Origin of the sequence: Lysinibacillus sp. NPDC086135 (assembly GCF_044746345.1) — a bacterium.
Lineage (GTDB): Bacteria > Bacillota > Bacilli > Bacillales_A > Planococcaceae > Lysinibacillus.
This window is the reverse complement of sequence record NZ_JBIVCA010000018.1, coordinates 108,095-123,890: the sequence shown is the minus strand read 5'-3', so window position 1 is coordinate 123,890 and position 15,796 is coordinate 108,095. Positions and strand designations below refer to the sequence as shown.

13 protein-coding genes, 1 rRNA gene and 1 riboswitch are annotated in these 15,796 nt (G+C 40.6%); all 14 genes read left to right on the top strand.

Annotation, left to right across the window (positions count from 1 at the left end; translation table 11 throughout):
• A 5S ribosomal RNA gene (rrf, locus tag ACIPKN_RS20885) occupies positions 1–95 on the top strand; the annotation flags it as partial.
• Between the two features lie 1,170 nt (positions 96–1,265).
• A complete protein-coding gene (locus ACIPKN_RS20880) occupies positions 1,266–1,460 on the top strand; it encodes an NETI motif-containing protein (protein ID WP_323655716.1) in 195 nt (64 codons plus the stop codon).
• Positions 1,461–1,552: 92 nt separating this feature from the next.
• Positions 1,553–1,651, top strand: a riboswitch (purine riboswitch).
• Between the two features lie 199 nt (positions 1,652–1,850).
• Positions 1,851–2,339 carry a 5-(carboxyamino)imidazole ribonucleotide mutase gene (gene purE, locus ACIPKN_RS20875; protein ID WP_323655715.1) on the top strand — a complete coding sequence of 163 codons (489 nt, stop codon included), beginning with the start codon at positions 1,851–1,853 and terminating at the stop codon, positions 2,337–2,339.
• On the top strand, positions 2,336–3,460 hold the full coding sequence (gene purK, locus ACIPKN_RS20870) for a 5-(carboxyamino)imidazole ribonucleotide synthase (RefSeq protein ID WP_400939692.1): 1,125 nt from the start codon (positions 2,336–2,338) through the stop codon (positions 3,458–3,460). Before purE ends, purK begins: the two co-directional genes overlap by 4 nt.
• 13 nt (positions 3,461–3,473) lie before the next feature.
• Entirely contained in the window at positions 3,474–4,769 is a 1,296-nt protein-coding gene (purB, locus tag ACIPKN_RS20865; protein ID WP_400939689.1) for an adenylosuccinate lyase, read from the top strand.
• A gap of 381 nt (positions 4,770–5,150) precedes the next feature.
• On the top strand, positions 5,151–5,861 hold the full coding sequence (gene purC / locus ACIPKN_RS20860) for a phosphoribosylaminoimidazolesuccinocarboxamide synthase (RefSeq protein WP_400939687.1): 711 nt from the start codon (positions 5,151–5,153) through the stop codon (positions 5,859–5,861).
• Between the two features lie 2 nt (positions 5,862–5,863).
• Positions 5,864–6,112: a phosphoribosylformylglycinamidine synthase subunit PurS gene (purS, locus tag ACIPKN_RS20855; protein WP_079562648.1), complete on the top strand. Its 249-nt coding sequence runs from the start codon at positions 5,864–5,866 to the stop codon at positions 6,110–6,112.
• A gap of 2 nt (positions 6,113–6,114) precedes the next feature.
• Entirely contained in the window at positions 6,115–6,798 is a 684-nt protein-coding gene (gene purQ, locus ACIPKN_RS20850) for a phosphoribosylformylglycinamidine synthase subunit PurQ (RefSeq protein WP_132363492.1), read from the top strand.
• On the top strand, positions 6,785–9,019 hold the full coding sequence (gene purL / locus ACIPKN_RS20845) for a phosphoribosylformylglycinamidine synthase subunit PurL (RefSeq protein ID WP_400939685.1): 2,235 nt from the start codon (positions 6,785–6,787) through the stop codon (positions 9,017–9,019). The genes purQ and purL overlap by 14 nt, the downstream gene beginning before the upstream one ends.
• On the top strand, positions 8,995–10,419 hold the full coding sequence (gene purF, locus ACIPKN_RS20840; protein ID WP_400939683.1) for an amidophosphoribosyltransferase: 1,425 nt from the start codon (positions 8,995–8,997) through the stop codon (positions 10,417–10,419). Before purL ends, purF begins: the two co-directional genes overlap by 25 nt.
• A gap of 87 nt (positions 10,420–10,506) precedes the next feature.
• A complete protein-coding gene (gene purM / locus ACIPKN_RS20835; protein WP_400939681.1) occupies positions 10,507–11,562 on the top strand; it encodes a phosphoribosylformylglycinamidine cyclo-ligase in 1,056 nt (351 codons plus the stop codon).
• Entirely contained in the window at positions 11,562–12,131 is a 570-nt protein-coding gene (gene purN, locus ACIPKN_RS20830) for a phosphoribosylglycinamide formyltransferase (protein WP_142510092.1), read from the top strand. The genes purM and purN overlap by 1 nt, the downstream gene beginning before the upstream one ends.
• A 626-nt stretch (positions 12,132–12,757) precedes the next feature.
• The gene (purH, locus tag ACIPKN_RS20825; protein WP_400939679.1) at positions 12,758–14,284 is read left to right on the top strand and encodes a bifunctional phosphoribosylaminoimidazolecarboxamide formyltransferase/IMP cyclohydrolase; all 1,527 of its coding nucleotides are present in this window, start codon (positions 12,758–12,760) and stop codon (positions 14,282–14,284) included.
• Between the two features lie 68 nt (positions 14,285–14,352).
• The gene (purD, locus tag ACIPKN_RS20820) at positions 14,353–15,609 is read left to right on the top strand and encodes a phosphoribosylamine--glycine ligase (protein WP_400939676.1); all 1,257 of its coding nucleotides are present in this window, start codon (positions 14,353–14,355) and stop codon (positions 15,607–15,609) included.
• Positions 15,610–15,796: the final 187 nt, after the last annotated feature.

Sequence of the window (15,796 nt, the reverse complement as noted above, 5' to 3'; positions counted from 1 at the left end):
GTCACACCCGTTCCCATACCGAACACGGAAGTTAAGCTCTTTAGCGCCGATGGTAGTTGGGGGCTTCCCCCTGTGAGAGTAGGACGTCGCTAGGCACCTAGAAAAGTCGAGGATTTATTCCTCGGCTTTTTTGTTTTATAAAATAAAAGTAAAATGATATACTCATTTTTAAATTTACATAATGAATGATGCTGTATAATGAATGAACTAATCGACATATCCTCCTAAAAAAACGAGCAAAGTTTGTGGAATGTATCGGGGGGGAAACACATATGTGCCCGTAAAAACAAAAACGATTGATAGAATTAACGAACAGGAGGATAGAGCGCCATCAAGAGAGATTTTTACAACTTGCTGGAATGTCTAAATATTGTTCAAAGAGTAAAGTCGGACGAGCTTTATTAGCGAATTTTAAATTGAAATTAGATCTATAACACACATCTTGCTTTAATAAGGGAGGAATTAAAAAATGAGGCGTAACATTTTTTCTACTATATCAATATTTTCCTTAATGATTACATTCTTTATGTTTGGCTATGATTCATCAAAATGGTATGGTAGTTTTTTTAATTTCCTTTATGATCTAAGTATATTTACGCCATTTGTGTAGGAGGATTAGGAATAATTAGCGCAATTTTGGGTATTAAAGGCGATATTCGTAGGGTTTTAATTGTACTCAATGCTTTTTTAATGTTCCTGGGTGCATATTTAATTGGAATCTACGGATTTCAAAATCCTTAATAAAGAACTGCAGTTTATTTTTCTGCAGTTCTTTTAATTTGTCTTCCATTAGTAACAATAAAAATATAATTCCTTGTTAATAGCTAGTCACCAAAAGTTGAGAATGATATTTATTAAGCGGAGAGTGGGCGACTTTTTTGGGAATAGCAATAAAGGAACGAAGGCTAAAAGCATCACGTCCTGTGATAACGCCTTCGTGACCAACATCATGTTGGCCCGAGACCATGGAGCGAGCAAGCTGAGGAAAGAAGGCTAAAAATATCACATCCTATAATAACGCCTTCGTGACCAACATCGTGCCGATGTCGTTATGTTGCACTACGCTTTCGCATAAAACATTTGTTGGCCCAAGCGGCTCATCGGACGCCCCCCAGGAAAGTGCCTAGTCGGAACGAAAATCAACTTCACGTTTTGGCGAAGAGCATTTTATTAATACATCATACATACTAAAGGAACAAACTAAAGGTATAATGGAATTCATACAAGGGAAAACAATTGGAAACAAGATTGAAAGGAAGAAAGATTTGGGAAAAAAACAAATTTGGTATGAAGTAGAAGAAAACGAGTCAATTGAAGATTGTTTGGCAAGAATGCGTCGAGATGGTTATATGGCAGTGGGAAGAAAAGAAGAACCGATTTTTCACTTAGTCAATGGAGAACCAACGTATTTGCGTCAAAAAATACAATTCAAAGCAATGTTATGGCAAGATTCCGAGTAATTCTTGCTTAAATCCGAACATTTATAAAAGACCAAAATAAAATGTTCGCATTTTTGGTTGACTACAATGGAATGACTTGTTAAAATATGAGAAGGAAAAACAAATAAATCCCACATATATGCTAGAGGATTGGCTCTAGTGTCTCTACCCGGCACCGTAAATGCTGGACTATGCGGGAAAGCACTTTTGGCATGTTACGGGAAGGTTTATGTGCAGAAATGTACATTTGCATATTCTTTTCATAATAAGTCCTCAAGTAAACTGCTTTCACGTGTATGGTAGGGAGTAGTTTATTTGAGGATTTTCTTTGTTATAAAAAGAAAAAGTAAGGAATTGTAGTAGCTATAAAATATTTGATCATTTTTCTAACGTTAAAAAGGAGCGACAATCATGAATCCGAAAATCGGTGTCATTATGGGGAGTTCAAGTGACTGGGAAACAATGAAATATGCATGTGATATTTTAGATGAATTACAGGTACCGTACGAGAAAAAAGTTGTATCTGCACATCGTACTCCCGATTTAATGTTTGAGTATGCAGAATCAGCACGTGAGCGAGGTATTCAAGTAATTATTGCTGGTGCAGGTGGAGCTGCGCATTTACCTGGAATGGTAGCAGCTAAAACAACGTTACCGGTAATCGGTGTACCTGTGCAATCACGTGCTCTTAACGGTCTTGATTCTTTATTATCAATCGTTCAAATGCCTGGCGGTGTACCTGTAGCAACAGTAGCGATTGGCAAAGCGGGAGCGACGAATGCAGGCTTGCTAGCAGCGCAAATTTTATCGACAACAGATGCAGAGCTTGCTAATAAACTAGATGCTAGACGTGAAGCCACGAAGCAACAAGTATTGGAAAGCACAGGTGACTTAGTGTGACAAAGATAATTTATCCCGGGCAGACGATAGGCATTATCGGAGGAGGTCAGCTTGGCCGTATGATGGCACTTGCTGCTAAAGAAGCAGGCTTTAAAATCGCCGTTCTTGAACCATCAATGGATTCACCAGGTGGACAGGTTGCGGATGTACTTATTGTAGCCCCGTATGATGATGAGTCAGCTTTAGAAGAACTTGCAGAGGTAAGTGACGTTATAACGTATGAATTTGAAAATATCGATTATGAAGGCTTAAAACGTTTAACACAAATGGCTTACGTCCCACAAGGAGCAGAGCTAGTACGCATCACACAAGACCGTGTGACAGAGAAAGAAGCGATAGTGAACGCGGGTTGTCCAGTAGCCCCTTATTTGGTGGTAAATACATATGAAGAATTACTAGCCAATATTGATAGGATTAGTTATCCTTGTATAGTCAAAACAGCAAGAGGTGGCTATGATGGCAAGGGGCAGCAGCTTTTAAAATCTACAGAAGACCTACCGTTAGCAAAAGGGCTTTTCTCTCATTCACAATGTATTGTTGAGGGATATGTATCTTTCGTTAAAGAGGTGTCTGTCATTGTTCAAAGAAACGGGAATGGTGAATCATATTGTCAGCCAGTTGGAGAAAATATTCATGTTCATCAAATTTTACATGAAACGATCGTACCAGCTCGTATAAAAGAGGAAACATCACTGTCTGCAGAACGAGAGGCCTTGAAAATTGCTGATTATCTAAATTTAGTAGGGACATTAGCTGTAGAAATGTTTGTATTAGAAGATGGTGGAATCGTTATAAATGAATTAGCACCAAGACCTCATAATTCAGGTCACTATTCTATAGAAGCATGTAACGTTTCACAGTTCCATCAGCATATACGTGCAGTTTGTGGTTGGCCATTATGTAAACCACAACTTTGGGCACCATCTATTATGGTAAATGTTTTAGGGCAGCATGTCATGCCACTTAGTAACTCAATTGCTAAATATCCTGAATGGTCTATACATCTTTATGGGAAAGCTGAAGCTAAGGTAAACCGTAAGATGGGCCACGTAACGATTATGACAAAAAACATAGAAGAAACACTACAACAAATCGATAGTTCTGGCATTTGGTCAGAATAGAAGGAGAAACGCAATGATCGAACGTTACACAAGACCCGAAATGGGCGCAATTTGGACAGAACAAAATAAATATCAAGCTTGGTTAGAAGTTGAAATTTTAGCATGTGAGGCTTGGGCAGAAATCGGAGACATCCCAAAAGAGGATGTAGCTAAAATTCGTGAAAATGCTTCATTTGATGTTAATCGCATTTTAGAGATTGAGAAAGAAACACGTCATGATGTTGTAGCATTTACTCGTGCCGTTTCTGAGACACTTGGTGAAGAGCGAAAATGGGTGCACTATGGTTTAACTTCTACGGACGTAGTTGATACAGCCCTTTCTTATATAATTAAACAAGCGAATGATATTTTACGCAAAGACATCGTGAATTTCATTGATATTATTGCAGCAAAAGCGAAAGAGCATAAGCATACGGTTATGATGGGACGTACACATGGTGTTCATGCTGAGCCAACAACTTTCGGTTTAAAACTTGGTTTATGGTATGAAGAAATGAAGCGTAACCTAGAACGCTTTGAAGCAGCAGCAAAAGTAATTGAAACAGGAAAAATGTCTGGAGCAGTTGGAACATATGCCAATATCGATCCTAAAGTTGAGCAATATGTATGCGATAAACTAGGCCTTGCAGCATCACCTATTTCAACTCAAACATTACAACGCGATCGTCATGCGCAATATTTAGGTGCGTTGGCATTAATCGCAACATCAATTGAGAAATTTGCAACAGAGATTCGCGGCTTGCAAAAATCAGAAACGCGTGAAGTTGAGGAAGCATTTGCAAAAGGTCAAAAAGGCTCGTCAGCAATGCCTCATAAACGTAATCCAATCGGTTCTGAAAACATGGTTGGTATGTCACGTTTAATGCGTGGCTATATGGTAACGGCTTATGAAAACGTAGCATTATGGCATGAGCGTGATATTTCACATTCATCTGCAGAGCGCGTTATTTTACCAGATGCAACGATTACACTTAACTATATGTTAAATCGCTTCGGTAACATAGTGAAAAACTTAACAGTATTCCCTGAAAACATGAAACGTAATATGGGTCGCACTTTTGGTCTAATTTATTCTCAACGTATCTTATTAGCACTGATTGATAAAGGGTTAGTGCGTGAGGAAGCGTATGATACAGTACAACCTTTAGCGATGCAGGCATGGGACGAGCAAGTTCAGTTCCGTACGTTAGTCGATGCAAGTGAAAAAATTACATCGTATTTAACGAAGGAAGAGCTAGATGAATGCTTCGACTACAACTACCATTTACAACATGTAGATATGATTTTTGAACGTCTTGGACTTAACTAACAATCTTCATTCAGTAGGTAACCAAACACCTACTGAAATAGAGGAACTCAGTCTAAAAACGCCACGCCCTGTGGCAATGACTGAGTGACCAATATCATGCTGCTGCCGCTGCGTTAGCACTACGCTTTCGCGCAAAAAACATCTGTTGGCCTAAAGCCTCCGGCGGATGTCACGGATTTTGAAAAGAATGAATTGTGCCAGCACAATTCAAAATCCGGACGCTTTGTTTATCTGCGCGAAAGCAAAGCGACAGCTACAATTACGCTAAGGCGAAATTGATTGAGTAGAGTCACTTGTGGTTGTTACAGAATTGAATCGTATACGTACGTTTCAATTCTGAACAATACGCGTGTATTTCATAATATCAGGGGGAGTAACGAAATGACTAAAGGTCAACTTTTGTATGAAGGTAAAGCAAAAAAATTGTACACAACAGAGGAGCCTAATGTGTTACTCGTTGAATACAAGGATAGTGCAACAGCGTTTAATGGTGAGAAAAAAGAAGAAATTGAAGGCAAAGGCGTATTAAATAATCGCATTACATCTTTAATTTTCGAAAAATTACAAGCAAACGGAATTGCGTCACATTTCGTAAAACAATTATCTGATACGCAGCAGCTTGTAAAAAAGGTAGATATTATTCCAATTGAAGTCGTAGTTCGCAATATAGCGGCGGGTAGCTTAGCGAAACGTCTTGGCTTTGAGGAAGGTACACCATTAAAACGCCCAATCGTTGAATTTTATTATAAAGACGATGAGCTAGGCGATCCGCTCATTACAACGGAGCATATTGACGTACTTGATCTTGCAACACCTGAGGAAGTGATAGCCATTTATGATGGTGCACTTGTAGTGAACAAAGTTTTACAGCCTATTTTTGCAGATGTCAACGTTACATTAATTGACTTTAAATTAGAGTTCGGACGTGACAATGACGGAAATGTACTACTGGCAGATGAAATATCACCAGATACATGCAGACTTTGGGATGCAACTACAAAGCAAAAGTTAGACAAAGATGTCTTTCGTAGAGACCTTGGTAATTTAACTGAAGTTTATACTATTATACTTTCTAGACTCGGAGGCAAATAACAATGAAAAAAGTTAAAATTTACGTGACATTACGTGAGAGCATTCTTGATCCACAAGGTTCAGCTGTACAAGGTTCTTTAGTGAAAATGGGTTACGCTGAAGTAGAAGATTTACGAATCGGTAAATATCTTGAACTAGCAATTAAAGATACAGAACGTGATATTGATACTCTAGTAAAAGAAATGTGTGAAAAGGTTTTAACTAACGTTGTAATCGAAGACTATCGCTACGAAGTCGAGGAGGCTAACTAATCATGAAATTCGCAGTACTCGTTTTCCCTGGGTCAAACTGTGATATCGATATGTATCATGCGATTAAAGACGAGCTAGGTGAAGAAGTAGAATATGTATGGCATACAGCAACAGATTTAAGTGGCTTTGATGGCATTTTAGTACCGGGAGGCTTCTCGTACGGGGACTATCTTCGCTGTGGTGCGATGGCCAACCAATCTAATATTATGGCAGAGGTTAAGAAGGCAGCAGATGCTGGTAAGCCGGTATTGGGAGTATGTAATGGCTTCCAAATCTTAACTGAAGCAGGCTTATTACCAGGCGCATTACTTCGTAATAAAAATTTGAAATTCATGTGCCGTACAATCCAGCTTAAAGTTGAAAACAATAATACATTATTCACAAACCAATATGAGCTAGGTCAAATAATCAATATTCCAATCGCTCACGGTGAAGGTAACTACTACTGTGACGAGGAAACTTTACAACAATTAAAAGATAACAATCAAATCGTGTTCACATATTCAGGCGAAAATCCAAACGGTTCTTTAGAAGATATCGCAGGGATTACAAACGAGCGTGGCAATGTACTAGGGATGATGCCTCACCCAGAGCGAGCTGTTGATGCACTGGTGGGCGGAGCAGACGGTCTAGCAGTATTTAAATCAATTGTGAAGCAGTGGAGGGAAAATCATGTCAACAACTAAGTTTGAGCCAACAGCACAGCAAATTAAAGAGCAAAAGTTATACGCTGGTATGGGGATGTCAGACGAAGAATTTGCAATGGTAGAAGGTATTTTAGGACGTCTACCAAACTGGACAGAGACAGGTCTTTTCTCCGTAATGTGGTCTGAGCACTGCTCATACAAAAATTCAAAACCAGTGTTACGTAAATTCCCTACAAAGGGTCCACAAGTTTTACAAGGTCCAGGTGAAGGTGCTGGTATCGTTGATATTGGTGACGAACAAGCAGTTGTATTTAAAATGGAATCACATAACCACCCATCAGCAATTGAGCCTTATCAAGGTGCTGCTACAGGAGTTGGTGGTATTATCCGTGACGTTTTCTCAATGGGTGCACGTCCAATTGCGATGCTAAACTCACTACGCTTTGGCGAATTAAAATCAGCACGTGGTAAATATTTATTTGAAGAAGTAGTTGCTGGTATCGCAGGTTACGGTAACTGTATCGGGATTCCTACAGTCGGTGGCGAAATTCAATTCGATCCTTGCTATGAAGGCAATCCACTAGTGAATGCAATGTGTGTAGGTTTAATCGACCACAAAGATATTCAACGTGGAATCGCGGCTGGTGTAGGGAATACAGTTATGTATGTGGGTGCTAAAACAGGCCGTGACGGTATCCATGGTGCAACATTTGCATCTGAAGAGTTAACAGAAGAATCTGAGAACCAACGTCCAGCAGTTCAAGTAGGAGATCCATTTATGGAGAAACTTTTACTTGAAGCATGTTTAGAAGTTGTAAAATCTGACGCGCTAGTAGGTATTCAAGATATGGGTGCTGCTGGTCTTACGTCTTCATCAGCAGAAATGGCTTCTAAGGCTGGCTCTGGTGTAGAAATGAACTTAGACTTAGTACCTCAACGTGAGACAGGCATGACAGCATATGAAATGATGCTATCTGAATCTCAGGAGCGTATGCTACTTGTTGTGAAAAAAGGTCGCGAAGATGAAATTAAAGCGATTTTCGATAAATATGACTTAGATGCTGTGGCAATTGGTCGCGTGACGGATGATAAAATGCTACGCCTATTACATAATGGCGAAGTTGTAGCTGAAGTACCTGCTGATGCACTTGCAGAAGATGCACCAGTTTATCATAAACCATCTGCAGAGCCTGCTTACTATGCTGAGTTCCAAGCGATGGAAAACACAGAACCAGTGGTAACAGATTACAAAGAAACATTAAATGCACTTTTAAAAGCACCAACAGTTGCTTCAAAAGAGTGGGTTTACGATCAATATGATTATCAAGTTCGTACATCAACAGTCGTTGCACCAGGTTCTGATGCAGCCGTGATCCGCGTTCGCGGTACGAACAAAGGATTAGCGATGACTACTGACTGTAACTCTCGTTATATTTTCCTAGATCCAGAGGTAGGCGGTGCCATTGCTGTAGCAGAGGCAGCTCGTAATATCGTGGCAACTGGTGGTACACCATTAGCAATTACTGACTGCTTAAACTTTGGTAATCCTGAGAAACCAGAAATCTTCTGGCAAATTGAAAAATCAGCTGATGGTATTTCAGCGGCTTGTACAGCATTGAATTCACCAGTAATCGGCGGTAACGTCTCTCTTTATAACGAGCGTTCTGGCGAAGCGGTTTACCCAACACCAACAATCGGTATGGTTGGACTAATTGAAGATTTAGCACATGTGACAACTCAAGAAGTAAAGGTTGCTGGTGATGTAGTATTTGTGATCGGCGATACAAAAACTGAGTTCGGTGGTTCGGAGCTTCAAAAACTATTAAATAATGGGGTTATTTCAGGGAAAGCACCGGCAATTGACCTACAAATTGAAGCCGCACGTCAAGAAGCATTGCTTAAAGCGATTAAAGCAGGAATCGTACAATCTGCACATGATGTAGCAGAAGGCGGTCTTGCAGTAGCGCTTGCTGAAACAACATTTGGCGCAAATGGCTTAGGTCTTGATGTAACATTAACAGGCTCTGCTACAACAGCATTATTCAGTGAAACACAATCTCGTTTTGTTGTAACAGTGAAAGAAGAAAATGTAGCTGCATTTGTAGAAATTGTAAAAGACGCAATGAAAATCGGTGTTGTAACAAACGATGCGCTTGTTAAAATCGACGGTGACAACGGTGTGCTTGTAGAAGGTACAGTGGAGGAATTCCGTTCTAATTGGAAAGGAGCAATCCCATGCTTGCTGAACTCAGAGGCTTAAACGAAGAATGTGGGGTGTTTGGTATTTGGGGTAACTCAAATCCAGCACACCTTAGTTATTACGGGCTTCATGCTCTTCAACACCGTGGCCAAGAAGGCGCTGGGATCGTAGTTTCTGACGGTCAGCATCTTCGCGCGGTGAAAGGCGAAGGATTAGTTAATGATGTTTTCAACGAAGAGAAATTAAAGGCAGTGGACGGAAAAGCAGCAATTGCCCATGTCCGTTATACGACTGCTGGAGGGGGCGGTATTGAAAATGTACAGCCGTTATTATTTCACTCCTCAACTGGTAGCCTTTCAATTGCTCATAACGGTAATTTAGTCAATGCCACGCACTTAAAACAGTATTTAGAGCGTCAAGGTAGTATTTTCCATTCCAGCTCCGATACTGAAGTGCTAGCACATCTTATTAAGAAAAGCTCGCATTCACCATTCCGTGCGAAGGTGAAAAATGCCCTATCTTTATTAAAGGGCGCGTATTCGGTCTTAATTATGACTAAAGATGAAATGCTTGTTGCACGTGATCCACATGGTTTACGTCCATTATCTCTTGGGAAGCTAGGAGATGGCTGGGTTGTAGCTTCTGAAACTTGTGCATTTGATTTAATAGGTGCAGAATTTGTTCGATCTGTTGAACCTGGTGAGTTATTAATTATTAACGATGAGGGTGTAAAATCTGATCGTTTTGTAGATATGGATAAACGTGCAATGTGCGCGATGGAGTACGTTTATTTAGCACGTCCCGATTCTGATATTGATGGTATTAACGTCCACATGGCGCGTAAACGTATGGGCAAACAGCTTGCTCGAGAATGTGCACATATTGGAGCGGATGTTGTAACAGGTGTCCCTGATTCAAGTATTTCAGCAGCAATCGGCTTTGCAGAGGAAAGTGGCATTCCGTATGAGCTAGGTCTTATTAAAAATCGTTATGTAGGTCGTACATTTATCCAACCAACACAGGAATTACGTGAACGCGGTGTGAAAATGAAGCTTTCTCCTGTTGTTCAAGTCGTAAAAGATAAACGTGTAGTGATGGTGGACGATTCAATCGTTCGCGGTACAACTTCAAGACGTATTGTAAAAATGTTAAAAGATGCAGGGGCGGCAGAAGTACATGTTGTCATTTCTTCACCACCGATGACGGATCCTTGCTATTACGGTATTGATACTTCCACACATGAAGAATTGATTGCATCTAGCCACAATGTAGATGCAATCCGGGATGCTATAGGAGCCGATTCCCTAACATTCCTTTCCGTTGAAGGTATGGTGGAGACGATTGCAAGACCATATGAAGATGAAAACCGTGGATTATGCCTAGCGTGCTTTACAGGTAAATATCCTACAGAAATTTTCCCAGATACAATCTTACCACATGAAAAAGAACTATTACGTTAAGAAAAACATCTAAACACGTCTAGCTATAAATGATAAATCTAGATTCAGATGTGCCAAGGCGATTTGGATGATAAGGAGGAACTCTGCGTGTCAAAAGCATATGAACAAGCAGGTGTAAATATAGAAGCAGGCTACGAAGCCGTAAAACGAATGAAGTCTCACGTTGAACGAACAAACCGTCTAGGTGTGATGGGCGCGTTTGGTGGTTTTGGCGGTATGTTTGACTTGTCAGAACTAAATCTTAAGGAACCTGTTCTTATTTCAGGTACAGATGGCGTTGGGACAAAACTAAAGCTAGCGTTTATGGTGGACAAGCACGACACGATTGGTGTGGACTGTGTAGCGATGTGTGTCAATGATATCGTAGCGCAAGGGGCTGAACCATTGTATTTTTTAGATTATGTAGCCCTTGGCAAGGCAGAGCCAGCGAAAATTGAGCAAATCGTAAAGGGCGTTGCAGATGGCTGTGTGCAATCCGGTGCGGCATTAATCGGTGGAGAAACTGCAGAAATGCCAGGTCTTTACGAAGAAGATGAGTATGATTTAGCTGGTTTTGCGGTAGGAGCTTGTGAAAAATCAGCCATCGTAACAGGAGAGAAAATCGTAGAGGGTGACGTGCTTGTTGGTATTGCTTCAAGTGGGGTGCATTCAAACGGTTACTCATTAGTACGAAAAATTGTTTTTGCAGATAATCATTACGCTGTTGATTCGATTGTGGAAGGCTACGAAAATCTTGGTCCTATAGGGGAAGCCCTGTTAGTGCCAACAAAATTATATGCAAGACCTGTACTTGCAGCTTTAAAAGCAGCAGACGTTCATGGCTGTGCCCATGTAACTGGCGGTGGTTTTTATGAAAACCTACCACGTATGATGCCAGAAGGTTTAGCAACTGAAATTAACTTAGGTTCTTGGCCTGTCTTACGTATTTTTGAGTTTTTAAAAGAAAAAGGCCAGTTAGAGGACAAGGATTTATATAATGTCTTTAACATGGGGATTGGCTTCGTGTTAGCTGTACCTGCAGATGAAGTAGATAAAGTACTTGCTACAGTAGAAGCAAATGGTGAAAAAGCATACAAAATCGGTCGCGTTGTGAAAGGCGAGGGTGTTGTATTCAATGGCTCACATGATGGGAGTTTAGTGTAATGACTGCACCAACTAAAATTGCCGTTTTTGCTTCAGGTAGCGGCAGTAACTTTCAAGCTATTCAAGAGGCAATTGAACGTGGTGAACTACATGCAAAGATCGAACTTGTTGTCACAGACAAGCCTAGTGCATTTGTAGTGACACGTGCTGAGAACTATAGTATTCCGGTGCTAGCTTTAAGTCCGAAAGAGTTTTCTTCAAAAGCAAATTATGAGACTGCTATTATCGAGGCACTCCATAAATGTCATGTAGAATGGATTGTGCTTGCAGGTTATATGCGCTTAATTAGTGAAGTATTACTAACTGCATACCCACAGCGCATCGTGAATATTCACCCTTCACTATTACCGGCTTTCCCTGGTAAGGATGCTATTGGTCAAGCAATGGAACACGGAGTCAAAATAACAGGTGTAACCGTCCATTTTGTAGATGAAGGTATGGACACAGGACCTATTATTGCTCAATCGGCAGTTCAAGTTGTTGAAGGTGATCGTGAGGCAACAGAAACGGCCATTCATAAGGAAGAGCATGAACTTTATACAAAAGCTTTACAGCAATTATTAAAGTAATTCAGTGGTGAGGAGTTAGGTCTTCTAGAACAATACAGCCAACTCTACTCTAACAATAATAGCAAGACATATTCGTGGCAAACACGATAAAAATTGGTTTATCACCAAAAGTTGTGGGTGACTTTTGTTAAAACGTCTACTATGTAAATAAGTTGATGGGAGTGGAGGCTGGACGACTCCTTGGGGATTAGCGATAGAGGAACGAAGGCTAAAAGTATCACATCCTGTGATAACGAATTCGTGACCAACATCGTGCTGCTGCCGCTTCGTTGGCACTACGCTTTCGCGCAAAAGACATCTGTTGGCCCGAGACCCTGGAGCGAGCAAATAGGGGAACGAAGGCTAAAAGCATCACGCCCTGTGATAACGCCTTCGTCGCTACGTTACACTACGCTTTCGCACAAAAAACATCCTGTTGCCCCAAGCGGCTCATCGGACGCCCCCAGGAAGTTTTGCTCTGTAGCGAAAGTGAAGCGTCAGCAACAAATGTTTTCTGTAGCGAAAGCGAAGCGTCAGCTACAAATGTTTTCTGTGCGAAAGCGAAGCGGCAGCAACAAAGCGCCCAGCCGGAACAGAAATCAACCACACGTTTTGGTGATGAACCTAAAAATTAGGAGGATATTGTTGTGACAAAACGTGCATTAATCAGTGTTTCCAATAAAGATGGTATTTTAGAATTTGCAAAGGAACTAGTAGCGTTAGGTTATGAAATTTTATCAACTGGTGGTACGAAAAAAATGTTACAAGACAATAATGTTGCCGTAACAGCAGTAGATGAAGTAACTAAATTCCCTGAAATTTTAGATGGTCGTGTAAAAACTTTAAATCCAATGATTCACGGTGGACTATTAGGAAAGTTTGACGATGCTTCTCATCAAGCACAAATGAATGAGCATGGAATTGAGCCAATTGAGATTGTTTGTGTCAATCTTTACCCGTTTGTTGAAACAATTTCAAAGCCTAATGTAACATGGGATGACGCTATCGAAAATATTGATATTGGTGGTCCAACAATGTTACGTTCTGCAGCAAAAAACCATCAATATGTAACAGTAATTGTGGATAGCAATGACTATGCGAACGTATTAGAGGAGCTTAAAGCTAATGGTACAACGACAATTGAAACACGTCGTAAGTTAGCTGCAAAAGTTTTCCGTCACACAGCCGCTTATGATTCATATATATCAAACTACTTAACAGAAGAAGAGTTCCCAGAGAGCTTAACAATGACATATGAATTAAAACAAAACTTACGCTATGGTGAAAATCCTCATCAAAAAGCAGCATTCTATCAAAAGCGACTAGGCTCAGATTTTTCATTAGCTTATGCTACGCAATTACATGGTAAAGAATTATCATACAACAATATTCAAGATGGGAATGCCGCATTGCAAATTGTCAAAGAGTTTGAAATGCCTGCAGCAGTAACTGTAAAGCACATGAACCCTTGTGGTGTTGGAACGGGCGCAACATTAGAAGAAGCGTTTTATAAAGCGTATGAAGCAGATCCAACATCTATTTTCGGTGGTATTATTGCTTTAAATATGGAAGTAGACGCAGCAACTGCTGAAAAATTAAGCCATATCTTTTTAGAAATTATCATTGCACCTGCTTTCTCTCAAGGAGCACTTGATATTTTAACGAAGAAGAAAAATATTCGCTTATTAACAATTCCTTTTGAGCAAGCAAAACAAGACAAATTCAATGTTGTATCAGTTGAAGGTGGTCTTCTTGTACAAGAACCAGATCGCCACGGCTTTTCTAATGCAGATATTAAAGTTGTCACAGACCGTGAACCGACAGCACAAGAATGGGAAGCATTACAGCTTGGCTGGGCAGTTGTGAAGCACGTTAAATCTAATGCAATCGTCGTTACAGATTCTCAAATGACACTTGGCGTTGGTGCCGGTCAAATGAACCGTGTTGGCGCAGCTAAAATCGCATTTGAGCAAGCAGGCGAAAAAGCAAAAGGTGCAGCACTAGCTTCAGATGCATTCTTCCCAATGAGCGATACTGTTGAAGCAGCTGCTGCGGCTGGTATTACGGCCATTATTCAACCTGGTGGCTCTATCAAAGATCAGGATTCAATCGATAAAGCAAATGAATACGGCATTGCGATGGTATTCACTGGCGTACGTCATTTCAAGCACTAAAATATTCAAAAACTAGACCGAGATGGGCAACATCTCGGTTTTACGCACAAAGAGGAGGATTCCCTAAAATGAAAGTAATGGTCATTGGAAGCGGCGGTCGAGAGCATGCTATCGCCAAACAATTTAGTATGTCACCATCTGTTAATAAAGTATTTGTAGCACCTGGTAATGATGGCATGAAAAGCGATGCAGAAATCGTTGCTATTGATACTATGGATTTTGCAGGTCTTGCACAATTTGCAAAAGAAAATGCAGTAGATTTAACCTTTGTAGGACCTGAGCAACCACTTGCGGAAGGCATAGTGGATTTCTTTACTGCTATTGGTTTACGAGTATTTGGTCCAACAAAGGCAGCAGCACAAATCGAGAGCAGTAAATCATATGCGAAAGAAATTATGAATAAATACAATATCCCAACTGCTGCCCATGAAACGTTTACTGAAGCTGCCAAGGCTATTACATATATTAAAGAGCAAGGTGCACCAATCGTTATCAAAGCAGACGGCTTGGCAGCTGGTAAAGGTGTAGTTGTAGCAATGACCGAAGATGAAGCGATTGAAGCTGTAGAGGATATGATTGGGAACCAACGTTTTGGTGAGTCCTCTTCTCGAGTTGTCATTGAAGAATTCCTAGACGGGGAAGAATTCTCCTTTATGTCCTTTGTCCATAAAGGCCAGATTTATCCAATGGTGATTGCTCAAGACCATAAACGTGCTTATGACGGCGATCAAGGACCAAATACAGGGGGTATGGGAGCTTATTCGCCAGTACCTCAAATCTCTCAAGAAGTAGTGGATGACGCATATAAAACGATTGTTGAACCGACCGTGAAAGGTATGGAGGCAGATAGTGTATCGTTTACCGGAATTTTATATGCAGGTTTGATATTAACGAAAAATGGTCCAAAAGTGATTGAGTTTAATGCACGCTTTGGAGATCCTGAAACGCAAGTAGTTTTACCACGTATGGCATCCGATTTTGGCGCATTTATGACTGCATTGATGGATGAAAAGCCATTTGATTTGCAATGGTCTGAAGAAGCAATGCTAGGTGTAGTAATCGCCGCTGAAGGCTATCCAGGGGACGTTGAAAAAGGAAATGCATTACCTAACCTAAAGGCTCTTTCAGCTTCACACGCGGTATTCCATGCAGGCACAAAGCTTGTAGATGAGAACTTTGTTGGTAATGGTGGCCGAGTTTTATTAGTTGGAGCAAAGGCATCTACTTTACAAGAAGCACAAGAAAAAGTATACGCAGGCATTGCAACTGAAAAATGGGACAATTTCTTCTACCGCAAAGATATCGGCTGGCGCACGTTTAAGTAGTGACTGATTAAATGATAAAAGTTATAGACGACAATTGTTAAAATATATGCTAGGTATATAAGTTGATTGGAGTGTCACAGATGAGTCTTTGGAGCAAAGCGATTAAAGGAGCGAGGGCTAAAAGCATCAAGTCCTGTGCTGACGCTTTGCTGTCTCACCAACAACATCTGTTGCCTTGAAGCCCAAG

Coding starts and splice junctions, on each gene's coding strand:
- purN (WP_142510092.1), top strand. CDS start 11,562: ATGACTGCACCAACTAAAATTGCCGTTTTTGCTTCAGGTAGCGGCAGT.
- purF (WP_400939683.1), top strand. CDS start 8,995: ATGCTTGCTGAACTCAGAGGCTTAAACGAAGAATGTGGGGTGTTTGGT.
- purB (WP_400939689.1), top strand. CDS start 3,474: ATGATCGAACGTTACACAAGACCCGAAATGGGCGCAATTTGGACAGAA.
- purD (WP_400939676.1), top strand. CDS start 14,353: ATGAAAGTAATGGTCATTGGAAGCGGCGGTCGAGAGCATGCTATCGCC.
- purC (WP_400939687.1), top strand. CDS start 5,151: ATGACTAAAGGTCAACTTTTGTATGAAGGTAAAGCAAAAAAATTGTAC.
- purQ (WP_132363492.1), top strand. CDS start 6,115: ATGAAATTCGCAGTACTCGTTTTCCCTGGGTCAAACTGTGATATCGAT.
- purE (WP_323655715.1), top strand. CDS start 1,851: ATGAATCCGAAAATCGGTGTCATTATGGGGAGTTCAAGTGACTGGGAA.
- purS (WP_079562648.1), top strand. CDS start 5,864: ATGAAAAAAGTTAAAATTTACGTGACATTACGTGAGAGCATTCTTGAT.
- purL (WP_400939685.1), top strand. CDS start 6,785: ATGTCAACAACTAAGTTTGAGCCAACAGCACAGCAAATTAAAGAGCAA.